An 11,750-nucleotide genomic window follows, 5' to 3' on the forward strand; every position below is an offset into this window, starting at 1 on the left:
ATTTTGGAGGCTTTTTGGAAATCGTATTTTGCCATTTGTCCCTTGCAGGAAGGGCATTTAGGGGCTGTGTAATCCAAGTGACCGTGGAGTTCTAAGTGAGTTCCCATATCATATTCATCAGTGATAATGATATTTTTGTCTTTAATTCTGAGAAAATTTGTGATAAGATTTAGTTGTTCCATATGAGTCTTTCTAATGTGAGTTTCGTCGCTTTTCATTATAGGTCATATGGGACTTTTTTTCTATACTCAAAAAGGCTCCATAATCTCCACGGTGGTTTTACCCACTACAGAAATTATAGAGCCCATATTGTATAGTTCGTCAGCGATTAACCTTGGATGTAATCTGCCAAGCTTTGCTCTTCCAAGCCTGCATTGAGAGCGATAAGGAGTTTGAGTCGGGCTTTTTGAGCATTCAATTCTTTAACAAATAGAATGCCGTCTTGTTCCAGTTGGATGCCACCTCCTTGGTAGGCATAGACAGGCTCAGCAATTCCGTTAAAACAGCGAGATACCAGAATAATGGGTATCTTTTGATCAAGGAGTTTCTTAATGGCTGGAAGGATGGTAGGCGGAAGATTTCCGGCGCCGAGTGCTTCAATGACTAAGCCGGAAATTGAGCTTGCAGTGAGAGAATCAAGGAGGATGGAGTCCATATCTGCATAAGCTTTTATGATTGGGACCGTTCCTGTGACTGTTGACAAGTCAAATCGAACACGTGGTTCAGCAGTTTTAAAATAGAGAATCTCTCGTTTGGTGACTAAGCCCAGTGGTCCATGGGTTGGTGTTTGAAAAGTTGAGACATTGGTGGTATGCGTTTTTGTAACATATTTAGCAGCATGAATTTCATCGTTCATGACCACTAGAACACCTTTATCTGCGGACTTATCATCAGCAGCTACACGTAGGGCTGTTCGGTAGTTATAAATCCCGTCGCTACCTAGTTCATTTGAGGAACGCATGGCTCCGGTCAATACAATTGGTTTTTCTGGAATAGCCATTGTATCAAGGAAATAGGCAGTTTCTTCTAAAGTATCTGTGCCATGTGTAATGACAAAACCATCGAAGTTCATTTGTTCTTCTTTGATTTTTTGGTATAGAGCCATCATATGTTTTAAGCGAATGTGTGGACTTGGAACATTGAGAAAATCCAAGGATGTCACTTGAATTTCTTCTAGTGGGCTATCAATTTGGGTCATTGGATTGATTTTACTCGATGCAACTTCACCCTGATGATTGGCTTGCATAGAAATGGTTCCACCTGTATGCAATACTAGAATTTTTTTCATAAATTTTCAGTTTCTTTCAAAGTGTGATATACTAATTGTAACATAATTATTAGAAAGTAGGTGAGTTGGTTGACGATAAAGGCTGTATTTTTCGATATTGATGGTACCTTATTGACTGACAATCGTATGGTTAGTAGTTCAACTATTCTCGCCATTAATGCTTTGAAAGAGAAGGGAATTTTAGTTGGTCTAGCTACAGGACGTGACCCTCGTTTTGTTTTGCAGTATATGGCTAGTTTAGGGCTAGATTTGGCCATTGCTTATAACGGTCAATATATTTTTTCAAGAGAAGAAGTTATTTATAGTCAGAGTTTAGAGCCAAAGCAAATTGAACAAATTATGGAGTATGCGCAAACTCACCATAAGGATTTATCTTTTGGAACTGCTAAAGGCATATTTGGTAGTAAGATTATGAGTGCTGGAACAGGAAATTTTGCATATCGTGTGACGCGTATGATTCCGGAGTCCTGGGCTGGAATCATAAACTTTATTTTCAATCGCTTGGTACGTTGGATCAGTCCTCAACAGGAAACGAATTTGAAAGGTTTTCTCTTTCAACCAATCTATCAGCTGATGTTGCTGACGACGGAAAGGGAGACGCAATCATTGGAGGTGCTCTTTCCGAACTTGTCTTTTACGCGTTCGAGTCCCTATGCGACTGATATTATCAGTAAGGGAAATTCAAAATTATCGGGTATTGTAAAGGTTGCAGAACGATATGGTTTTGAGTTAGATGAAGTTATGGTATTCGGAGATTCTAATAATGATTTTGAAATGTTGAATGAAATTCAGCACTCGGTAGCGATGGGAAATGGGACGAAAGAGGTTAAACAAGCAGCTTCCTTTGTTACAGATACAAATAATCGTGATGGGATTTATAAGGCATTAATTCATTTTGGTGTGATTGAGGGATAAGATGTTTCAGAGCAAGGACGATAATTTTAATAGGGTAAAGGATTTTCATTTTTTAATGGATGGTGAAACCCAAGAACTTCCCAGTGTGTATGATGGACAGACGGCTTTGCATCGCGCTGGTTTTAAATTGGAGGAGTTGGTAGAATTTCTACATGCAGCTTCAGAATCTGAAGTTGAGTTTCATGATTTTATTCAACAACTTCATCAAGATTTAGATACTGCTGCTGCTAAGGTATCTGGCAAGAGAAGTTTCGGGGTTTCGATGCAGGATCAGGTAGATGCTTTGCTGGATATTCTTTATTTTACATATGGTTCGTTTGTTTTGATGGGGGTTGATCCAGAACCAATTTTTCAGATAGTCCATACTGCAAATATGGGGAAAACATTTCCAGATGGGAAGGCCCATTTTGATCCAATTACCCATAAAATTTTAAAACCTGATGATTGGGAAGAACGGTTTGCGCCGGAGGAAAAGATTCAGGAAGAGTTGAAAAGACAGATGAAAAGACTTGATTCGTAAATCAAGTCTTTTGGTTTATAAACTTTTTTCTCCATCGCGAACAATGAGTAAATCGATAGTTGCGTGGCGCATGATATATTCGGATGAGGATCCGATTAGGAGACGTTCAAAGGCATTTAGACCAGTTGCTCCAAGTAGCATAAGATCTGCACCAGTTTCCTTTGGAATATCGATAGCCAGGAGGGTTTTAGGGTTACCGAACTCAATGCGAATCTGTACATCGGTCAGTCCGGCGTTGAGGGCTTCTTGTTTGTATTCTTCGAGGAGGAGCTCCGCCTCTCTTTCTAAAGATTCATAGACAGAGGCGTCAAATGCAACAATATTGTGGAGAGCACGGGTATCAATCACATGGGCGATAATCAGACGTGCTTGATTGCGTAGTGCGACATGAATGGCTTTATGAAGAGCTAATTCTGCTCCTTTAGAGCCGTCTACAGCGACGAGTATTGTTTTGTAAGATTGTGTCATAATAATCACTCCTTTCAGAAGAGCTTTGTCCCGAAATAGGTAGAGCAGTTCCTTACATTTTTATTATAAGCCTTTTAAGAGAAAATGTAAAGGATTCTTGTACTTTTTTTGCTTTTACAGTACAATATAAAAGATAGAAAGTCGAGGTGACGACATGAAGCAATTTAACAAGTCAACAAAATTGGATGATGTAGCATATGATATTCGTGGGCCTGTTTTGGAAGAGGCCATGCGCATGCGTGCCAATGGAGAGCAGATTTTACGTTTGAATACGGGGAATCCTGCAGAATTTGGTTTTACTGCTCCAGATGAAGTTATTCGTGACTTGATTCATAACGCCCGTAAATCAGAGGGATACTCGAACAGTAAGGGAATTTTTTCTGCACGTAAGGCTATCATGCAGTATTGTCAGCTAAAGAAATTTCCAAATGTTGATATTGAAGATATTTATCTTGGAAACGGTGTGAGTGAGCTGATTGTTATGTCTATGCAAGGTTTGCTAGATAATGGTGATGAGGTGTTGGTGCCAATGCCAGACTATCCTCTCTGGACTGCCGCAGTTAGTTTGGCTGGTGGTAAAGCTGTTCACTATGTTTGTGATGAAGCAGCTGAATGGTATCCAGATTTGGCAGACATGGAGTCCAAGGTGACTTCTCGAACCAAGGCAATTGTCCTTATCAATCCAAATAATCCAACGGGTGCTCTCTATCCGAAAGAAATTTTAGAAGGAATCATTGATATTGCTCGTAGACACGAATTGATTATTTTCTCTGATGAGATTTATGATCGTATGGTCTTTGACGGAGCTGTTCATATCCCTATTGCGACACTGGCTCCAGATTTATTTGTTGTGACGATGAATGGACTGTCTAAATCGCATCGTATTTGTGGTTTCCGAGTAGGTTGGATGGTCTTATCTGGTCCGAAAAAGCATGTAAAAGGTTACATTGAAGGCTTGAATATGTTGTCCAATATGCGTTTGTGTTCAAACGTTTTGGCGCAACAGGTTGTTCAAACTTCTTTGGGAGGTTACCAATCGGTTGATGAACTCTTGATGCCTGGCGGACGCTTATATGAACAAAGGGAGTTTATTACCAAGGCGATTAATGATATTCCGGGGCTTTCTGCTGTAAAACCTAAGGCTGGTCTGTATGTCTTCCCAAAAATTGATTGTGAGATGTACAGAGTTGATGATGATGAACAATTTGTATTGGATTTCCTCAAGCAAGAAAAAGTACTTTTGGTCCATGGTCGAGGTTTTAACTGGAAGGATCCAGATCATTTCCGTATTGTGTATTTACCACGTGTGGATGAGTTGGCAGAAATCCAAGAAAAAATGTCACGATTCTTGCAACAATATCGTAGATAATGGAATTTTAGGCTGAGTGTTAATCAGCCTCTTTCTTTTTGCTTGGATGAAATTGTTTGTGTTTTTCTAACAACGGTAAATATTCTGATAATTGTTGAAATTTTATGTATTTTTTGCTATACTGAAAGCAATTACAGAGTAAAGAGGAAAATATGACAACATTATTAGAGAAGACACGGAATATTACTTCTATTTTGAAGCGTTCCGAAGAGCAATTGGCAGAAGAATTGCCTTACAATGCTATTGCTGAACATCTATCAGCTATTATTGATTGCAATTCTTGCATTATTAATAGCGAAGGTGAAGTTTTGGGATACCACATGAGTTACGAGACAAACAATGATCGTGTGGAAGAATTTTTCCAAAATAAACAATTCCCAGAAGGATATGTAAAAGCAGTCGCGCAGGTTTATGATACGCAGGTTAACTTGCCTGTCGAGAGCGAGTTGACTGCCATCCCTGTTGAATCACGATCGACCTATCCAAATGGTCTGACAACGATAGCCCCTATCCATGTGACGGGAATTCGTTTTGGTTCGCTTATTATTTGGCGGAATGATGAGCAGTTTCACGATGATGATTTGATTTTGGTTGAGATTGCAGCAACAGTAGTTGGTATCCAGTTGCTTAATTTCCAACGGGAAGAAGATGAGAAGAATATTCGTCGTCGCGCTGCGGTCAATATGGCGGTAAATACGCTTTCTTATTCTGAGATGAAGGCGGTGGCGGCTATTCTGGGTGAGTTGAGTGGCAATGAGGGGCAGCTGACTGCGTCTGTGATTGCGGACCGTATCGGTATTACTCGTTCGGTCATTGTCAATGCTTTGCGTAAGTTGGAGAGTGCGGGGATTATTGAAAGTCGTTCGCTTGGTATGAAAGGAACCTATTTGAAGGTTCTCATCCCAGCTATTTTTGATGAAATTAAGAAACGTGACTACTAAAATGACAAAAGCATTGAATATATAATAGATTTTGTAGCAGATGAAGGAAAGTTGACTGCTGGAAAATCAGCTCAGGCTATTTCTGAACGAATTGCTCAGGTTACACAAGAAGCTTTTGAAAATGGAGACTACATTTTCTTTGTGATTGATGGTCATGAGGAGGGGGATGAATTTCATCCTGAAGCTCAGCTTTTCCCAAGTCATAGTATTATTGAGACGCAAGGGCGTGACTTGTATGGTCCTTTAGCAGATTTTTATCAAAAACATAAAGGGCATGCGCGTGTTCGTTGGATGGATAAACGTCATTATTCTACTTTTTCTGGGACGGATTTGGATGTTCGACTAAGAGAACGTGGTGTAGATACGGTTGTCTTGACGGGTGTTTTATCTGATATTTGTGTTCTTCATACAGCTATTGATGCTTATAATAAGGGGTATCGTATTGAGGTGGTCTCATCAGCCATTGCTGCATTGACGGAGGAGAATCATCAGTTTGCTCTCAACCATTTGCGTCATGTACTTGGTGCGACAATCATTGACTAATAGTATAGTGACCAGTCTGTGGACTGGTTTTTCGTTTTTCTCCAACAGGAATCTGTATCATTAACACTCTTCGAAAATCAAACTCAGACCTTGTTGACTTAGCTTGATGAACTTCAGTTCCATCTACAACTACGTCGTCAGTCTGATTCTGGTAAAAGAAGCGGTGTGATTGACCATGATAAATTTATCAAAATGCTTTACATAGGTGATTACTTGGTGTATAATATAGTCTGTGTGTAATGGACGCACAAAAATACAGTTTATCCGCTGGGTTTAAAAGCACCTAAGATTGACAAAGATAGGAGAATAAAATGAATCCATTGATCCAAAGTTTGACAGAAGGTCAACTTCGTACTGACATCCCTTCATTCCGTCCTGGTGACACTGTGCGTGTTCACGCTAAGGTTGTCGAAGGTAACCGCGAACGTATCCAGATTTTCGAGGGTGTTGTTATCTCTCGTAAAGGTCAAGGCATCTCAGAAATGTACACTGTACGTAAAATCTCTGGTGGTGTAGGTGTTGAACGTACATTCCCAATCCACACTCCACGTGTTGATAAGATTGAAGTAGTACGTTACGGTAAAGTACGTCGTGCTAAATTGTACTACCTACGTGCATTGCAAGGTAAAGCAGCACGTATCAAAGAAATCCGTCGTTAAGATAGTCCTACAGACTATTTTGGTCGGAGAAATGGGAGGCAGCGAAAGCTGTCTCTTTTTTTAAAAAAATCTGTTGAAAAAGTACTTAATTGTGAAAGCAGTGGCAAAATGGATTGTTTTTGTGTATCTTCCATGAAATAATATGTTATACTATATATTATTGTAGCTAGTATAGAGGAGGTTGCGGATGAGCGAACAGTTTATTCCATCTGTTTTATCAGATTTACGGCAGGATATTGTTCAGATGCCAGAAGTTATCAAGGAATGTAGTGGAATTCGTATTTATGGTCGTCGCATTCGTTCAGTCTTATTTACAACGGATGTGTCTATTATTGCCAATCACAACGCAGATGCTATTTTGGCTGTTTATCCATTTACGCCCAGTCCAGCTATTATCAAAAGTATTATGTTGGTTGCGTCAGTTCCAGTCTTGGCTGGTGTTGGTGGAGGCTTGACGACAGGTATGCGTTCAGCTAATATGAGTCTGTTGTCTGAGTCGGAGGGAGCATACGCTGTTGTGGTAAATGGACCAACGGATGTAAAAACGATTGAGGCAATCAATAAAGTAGTGGATATTCCTATCATTTATACAGTTGTTTCTGAAAAGTCTGATTTAACCTCACGGATTAAAGCAGGAGTAGATATTTTAAATGTTTCTTGCGGTGTGGAAACGCCAAGGATTGTGAAGAAGATTCGAGAAGCTTTCCCTGACTTTCCAATTATTGCGACTGGTGGTCCGACTGAGGAGTCTATTCGTCGGGTTATCGAAGCTGGAGCCAATGCTGTTTCCTATACAGCACCAAGTAATGGAGAGCTTTTTAAAGGGAAAATGGAAAAATACCGCAAACATGCAAAGGATTAGTTCATAAAAAGATAGGCTAAGCAAACAGTAAGTTTTATTGCTAGATGAAACTTGCTGTTTTTTATCGTTTTACGGTGTGAGATTAGGAATACTTCGCAATTTAAAGAACGGATTTTTAGGAGGAAATAGGTAACATATTAGGTCATTTCTACCTTTGTCTGGGGCTGGAAATATGGTATAATAGGAAGATAGATTTCCATTAGGAGGAAAGTAAGAATGAAGATTTCTGAAGCTGAAGTCCGTCACGTTGCCAAGCTGTCTAAGCTGGAGTTTTCGGATCAAGAAACAGCGGAATTTGCGACAAGTTTGAGCAAGATTGTCGATATGGTTGAATTGCTCAATGAAGTAGATACGACAGGTGTTGCGGTAACGACCACTATGGCTGACCGTAAGAATGTCTTGCGAGCAGATATTGCCCAGAAAGGTGAGAGCCGTGAGGAGCTCTTTAAAAATGTGCCTGAATCACAAGATCACTTTATCAAGGTACCAGCTATTCTAGACGGGGGAGGAGATGCCTAATGACGTTTAACAATAAAACCATTGATGAATTGCATGACCTCCTTGTCAAAAAGGAGATTTCTGCGGTTGAGTTGACCAAGGCAACTTTGGAAGATATTAAGAGCCGTGAGGGAGCTGTGGATGCTTTCTTGACTATCACAGAAGATGCGGCCTTGGCGCAGGCTGCGGCCCTTGATGAAAAAGGGATTGATGCGGACAATGTTATGGCAGGGATTCCTTTGGCAGTCAAGGACAATATCTCTACTAAGGGAATTTTGACCACAGCAGCGTCAAAAATGCTCTATAACTACGAGCCGATTTTCGATGCGACATCGGTTGCTCAGGCCTATGCAAAAGATATGATTATAGTTGGTAAAACTAACATGGATGAGTTTGCAATGGGTGGTTCTAATGAGAATTCTGCCTTCAAACCGACTAAAAATGCTTGGAACCAGACAAAAGTTCCTGGTGGTTCTTCAGGTGGCTCGGCAGCTGCAGTTGCTGCTGGTCAGGTCCGTTTGTCACTCGGTTCTGACACAGGTGGTTCCATCCGCCAGCCTGCGGCCTTTAATGGTATCGTTGGTATGAAACCGACCTATGGAACGGTATCCCGTTTTGGTTTGATTGCCTTTGGTTCATCTCTTGACCAGATTGGTCCATTTTCACAGACAGTTAAGGAAAATGCCCAGTTGCTCAATGTCATCTCTGGTCATGATGTCAAGGATGCAACATCAACGATCAATGAAATTGCAGACTTCACTAGCAAGATTGGTCAGGACATCAAGGGGATGAAGATTGCTCTGCCAAAAGAATACATGGGCGAAGGGATTGATCCGCAGGTCAAGGAAACCATTCTCAAGGCTGCTAAGCACTTGGAAAGCTTGGGAGCGATTATCGAGGAAGTCAGCCTGCCACATTCTAAGTATGGGGTTGCCGTTTACTACATCATTGCTTCGTCAGAGGCTTCGTCTAACTTGCAACGTTTTGACGGTATCCGTTATGGTTTCCGTGCAGAAGATGCGACCAATTTGGATGAGATTTACGTGAAAACCCGTAGCCAAGGTTTTGGTGAAGAAGTCAAACGTCGCATTATGTTAGGTACATTTAGCTTGTCATCAGGTTACTACGATGCCTACTTCAAGAAGGCTGGTCAGGTGCGGACCTTGATTATCCAGGATTTTGAAAAAGTCTTTGCGGACTATGATTTGATTTTGGGGCCGACAGCTCCGACGGTTGCCTTTGGTTTGGACACGCTCAACCATGATCCTGTAGCTATGTACTTGGCGGATCTCTTGACCATTCCTGTCAACTTGGCAGGTCTTCCTGGTATTTCCATTCCTGCTGGCTTTGTGGAAGGCTTGCCAGTCGGCTTGCAGTTGATTGGTCCAAAGTATTCAGAAGAAACCATTTACCAAGTGGCTGCTGCCTTTGAAGCGACGACAGACTACCACAAGCAACAACCAGTGATTTTTGGAGGTGCTAACTAATGAACTTTGAAACGATTATTGGTCTAGAAGTCCATGTGGAGTTGAATACCAACTCGAAAATTTTCTCACCTTCATCTGCTCATTTTGGTGAGGATCCCAATGCCAATACCAACGTGATTGACTGGTCCTTCCCAGGTGTTCTTCCTGTTCTTAACAAGGGTGTTGTGGATGCGGGGATCAAAGCTGCCTTGGCCTTGAACATGGACATTCACAAGGAAATGCACTTTGACCGCAAGAACTATTTCTATCCTGATAACCCCAAAGCCTATCAGATTTCCCAGTTTGATGAGCCGATCGGCTACAATGGTTGGATTGAGATTGAGCTAGAGGACGGATCAACCAAGAAAATCCGTATCGAGCGTGCGCATTTGGAAGAGGATGCAGGTAAGAATACCCACGGAACAGATGGCTATTCTTATGTTGACCTCAACCGTCAGGGTGTTCCCTTGATTGAGATTGTATCAGAAGCAGATATGCGTTCGCCTGAGGAGGCCTATGCTTATTTGACAGCCCTCAAGGAAATCATCCAATACACTGGTATTTCAGATGTGAAGATGGAAGAGGGTTCTATGCGCGTGGATGCCAACATCTCTCTTCGTCCTTATGGTCAAGAAAAATTTGGTACCAAGACTGAGTTGAAAAACCTCAACTCCTTCAACTATGTTCGTAAGGGCTTGCAGCATGAAGTAGAACGTCAGGCAAAAATCTTGCGTTCAGGTGGTCAAATCCAGCAGGAAACTCGCCGTTACGATGAATCTACTGGTGAAACCATTCTCATGCGTGTCAAAGAAGGGTCAGCTGACTACCGTTACTTCCCAGAGCCAGACCTACCGCTCTATGAGATTGATGGTAGTTGGATTGAGGAAGTGCGTGCAGAATTGCCAGTCTTTCCAAAGGCTCGCCGTTCTTACTATGTGGAAAACTTGGGCTTGACCGCCTATGATGCTGGTCAGTTGACGTCTACCAAGGCTCTGTCCGACTTCTTTGAAGCAGCAGTGGTAGCAGGTGGCGATGCCAAACAAGTTTCCAACTGGTTGCAGGGTGAAGTGGCTCAGTTCCTCAATGCTGAAGGTAAGACTATTGAGCAAATCGCCTTAACACCTGAAAACTTGGTGGAGATGATTGCCTTGATTGCGGATGGAACTATTTCATCTAAGATTGCCAAGAAAGTCTTTGTTCACTTGGCCAAAGAAGGTGGCTCTGCTAAGGCTTACGTTGAGAAAGCTGGCTTGGTACAGATTTCAGACCCAGCGGTCTTGATTCCGATTATCCACCAAGTCTTTGCGGATAACGAAGCAGCAGTTGCTGACTTCAAGTCTGGCAAACGCAATGCCGATAAGGCCTTTACAGGCTTCTTGATGAAAGCAACCAAGGGACAAGCTAACCCACAAGTTGCACAACAACTCTTGGCTCAGGAATTGGCTAAGTTGTTGGATTAAAATTGAATAGAAGAAAACCGCTAGGATGTTTGTATCTTAGCGGTTATTTATATTGGATAATAATGTATTTAAAGCTGAAATAATATCATGTCGTTTCTCAGAGGGCAATTGTTCTATTTGTTTAAGGATATTATCAACTTCTTTATCTTGTGTTGGGAATTCAAAGTTAAAAAATGTTTTTTCATCTATCTCTAGAGCATTAATGATTTTACTTAGGGTTTGAATCTGAAAATTATATTTACCATTTTCAATATTGTGAACATGTTTCGAACCAAGTTCTGCGAGTTCAGAAAGCTTTTCCTGACTTAACCCTTTTTGAAGTCTTAAGTACCGTATTCTTTTGGCAATGAAAGCCTGCAATTTGTCTTGTTCCATATCTTATACCTTTTCTTACTATTGTAAAGATTAATGTGGTAAAAAATAAGTATGCTAAATTACACTTATATACAGAAAAAAGCGTTGTGTTTTGCACTGTTAAATGGTAAAATAATTTAGAATAGCTTGATATACTACATATATCAAGAGACTGGGCAAAAACTAGCCAGTAAATAAAAAACACAGATAGATTCAAGCTGATTCTGATGAAATTCAGCCGAACTGTCTGTGTTTTTCTTTCTGCTTCTACTATCTTGGACTAATTTCTTAGCCAATTTCGTGAGATTCATGCTCATTAGGAGGAATCCTATCTCAGTTTCAACCACCTTTTGACCTCTGACATGGACTCTGCGCACGCCAAAAACACCCTTCATCCTACCAAATAC

Annotated in this window: 11 protein-coding genes and 2 pseudogenes; 9 read left to right on the forward strand and 4 right to left on the reverse strand. The window is 41.0% G+C overall.

The genetic code is table 11. The annotated features are described in order from the left end of the window. Positions 1-182: pseudogene (locus ODU45_RS09220) on the reverse strand (ISL3 family transposase); the annotation flags it as partial. A 146-nt stretch (positions 183-328) separates the two neighbouring features. Then, positions 329-1,288 (reverse strand): asparaginase, encoded by a 960-nt coding sequence (locus ODU45_RS09225; protein ID WP_398581184.1) that lies wholly within the window; start codon positions 1,286-1,288, stop codon positions 329-331. A 69-nt stretch (positions 1,289-1,357) separates the two neighbouring features. Between ODU45_RS09225 and ODU45_RS09230 the strand changes: the two are divergent. Continuing rightward, positions 1,358-2,723: pseudogene (locus ODU45_RS09230) on the forward strand (Cof-type HAD-IIB family hydrolase). Positions 2,724-2,738: 15 nt separating this feature from the next. On the opposite strand, the gene ODU45_RS09235 reads toward ODU45_RS09230, so the two are convergent. Continuing rightward, entirely contained in the window at positions 2,739-3,191 is a 453-nt protein-coding gene (locus ODU45_RS09235) for a universal stress protein (protein WP_398581185.1), read from the reverse strand. A gap of 154 nt (positions 3,192-3,345) precedes the next feature. Between ODU45_RS09235 and ODU45_RS09240 the strand changes: the two genes are divergently transcribed. The 8 genes from ODU45_RS09240 (at position 3,346) to gatB (ending at position 10,989) form a co-directional block, all read left to right on the forward strand. Next, positions 3,346-4,560 (forward strand): pyridoxal phosphate-dependent aminotransferase, encoded by a 1,215-nt coding sequence (locus tag ODU45_RS09240; RefSeq protein ID WP_205014668.1) that lies wholly within the window; start codon positions 3,346-3,348, stop codon positions 4,558-4,560. Positions 4,561-4,712: 152 nt separating this feature from the next. Continuing rightward, positions 4,713-5,501 (forward strand): GTP-sensing pleiotropic transcriptional regulator CodY, encoded by a 789-nt coding sequence (gene codY, locus ODU45_RS09245; RefSeq protein WP_029172019.1) that lies wholly within the window; start codon positions 4,713-4,715, stop codon positions 5,499-5,501. Between the two features lie 12 nt (positions 5,502-5,513). Beyond that, positions 5,514-6,044 (forward strand): isochorismatase family cysteine hydrolase, encoded by a 531-nt coding sequence (locus ODU45_RS09250; RefSeq protein ID WP_174853958.1) that lies wholly within the window; start codon positions 5,514-5,516, stop codon positions 6,042-6,044. A gap of 311 nt (positions 6,045-6,355) precedes the next feature. Then, positions 6,356-6,703 carry a 50S ribosomal protein L19 gene (gene rplS, locus ODU45_RS09255; RefSeq protein ID WP_011921928.1) on the forward strand — a complete coding sequence of 116 codons (348 nt, stop codon included), beginning with the start codon at positions 6,356-6,358 and terminating at the stop codon, positions 6,701-6,703. Positions 6,704-6,890: 187 nt separating this feature from the next. Next, positions 6,891-7,565 (forward strand): hydrolase, encoded by a 675-nt coding sequence (locus tag ODU45_RS09260; RefSeq protein WP_105159074.1) that lies wholly within the window; start codon positions 6,891-6,893, stop codon positions 7,563-7,565. A gap of 216 nt (positions 7,566-7,781) precedes the next feature. Next, positions 7,782-8,084: an Asp-tRNA(Asn)/Glu-tRNA(Gln) amidotransferase subunit GatC gene (gatC, locus tag ODU45_RS09265; RefSeq protein ID WP_205014632.1), complete on the forward strand. Its 303-nt coding sequence runs from the start codon at positions 7,782-7,784 to the stop codon at positions 8,082-8,084. After that, complete coding sequence (gene gatA / locus ODU45_RS09270) at positions 8,084-9,550, forward strand: Asp-tRNA(Asn)/Glu-tRNA(Gln) amidotransferase subunit GatA (protein ID WP_398581186.1); 1,467 nt, start codon at positions 8,084-8,086, stop codon at positions 9,548-9,550. Before gatC ends, gatA begins: the two co-directional genes overlap by 1 nt. Then, positions 9,550-10,989 carry an Asp-tRNA(Asn)/Glu-tRNA(Gln) amidotransferase subunit GatB gene (gene gatB, locus ODU45_RS09275; protein WP_398581187.1) on the forward strand — a complete coding sequence of 480 codons (1,440 nt, stop codon included), beginning with the start codon at positions 9,550-9,552 and terminating at the stop codon, positions 10,987-10,989. Before gatA ends, gatB begins: the two co-directional genes overlap by 1 nt. A gap of 36 nt (positions 10,990-11,025) precedes the next feature. Here gatB and ODU45_RS09280 read toward each other — a convergent pair whose 3' ends face one another. After that, positions 11,026-11,364 carry a helix-turn-helix domain-containing protein gene (locus ODU45_RS09280; protein ID WP_105178724.1) on the reverse strand — a complete coding sequence of 113 codons (339 nt, stop codon included), beginning with the start codon at positions 11,362-11,364 and terminating at the stop codon, positions 11,026-11,028. Between the last annotated feature and the right edge of the window lie 386 nt (positions 11,365-11,750).

This window comes from Streptococcus sp. 2022WUSS135, from assembly GCF_044427045.1.
Lineage (GTDB): Bacteria > Bacillota > Bacilli > Lactobacillales > Streptococcaceae > Streptococcus > Streptococcus hashimotonensis.

Coding starts and splice junctions, on each gene's coding strand:
- ODU45_RS09225 (WP_398581184.1), bottom strand. CDS start 1,288: ATGAAAAAAATTCTAGTATTGCATACAGGTGGAACCATTTCTATGCAA.
- ODU45_RS09235 (WP_398581185.1), bottom strand. CDS start 3,191: ATGACACAATCTTACAAAACAATACTCGTCGCTGTAGACGGCTCTAAA.
- ODU45_RS09240 (WP_205014668.1), top strand. CDS start 3,346: ATGAAGCAATTTAACAAGTCAACAAAATTGGATGATGTAGCATATGAT.
- codY (WP_029172019.1), top strand. CDS start 4,713: ATGACAACATTATTAGAGAAGACACGGAATATTACTTCTATTTTGAAG.
- rplS (WP_011921928.1), top strand. CDS start 6,356: ATGAATCCATTGATCCAAAGTTTGACAGAAGGTCAACTTCGTACTGAC.
- ODU45_RS09260 (WP_105159074.1), top strand. CDS start 6,891: ATGAGCGAACAGTTTATTCCATCTGTTTTATCAGATTTACGGCAGGAT.
- gatC (WP_205014632.1), top strand. CDS start 7,782: ATGAAGATTTCTGAAGCTGAAGTCCGTCACGTTGCCAAGCTGTCTAAG.
- gatA (WP_398581186.1), top strand. CDS start 8,084: ATGACGTTTAACAATAAAACCATTGATGAATTGCATGACCTCCTTGTC.
- gatB (WP_398581187.1), top strand. CDS start 9,550: ATGAACTTTGAAACGATTATTGGTCTAGAAGTCCATGTGGAGTTGAAT.
- ODU45_RS09280 (WP_105178724.1), bottom strand. CDS start 11,364: ATGGAACAAGACAAATTGCAGGCTTTCATTGCCAAAAGAATACGGTAC.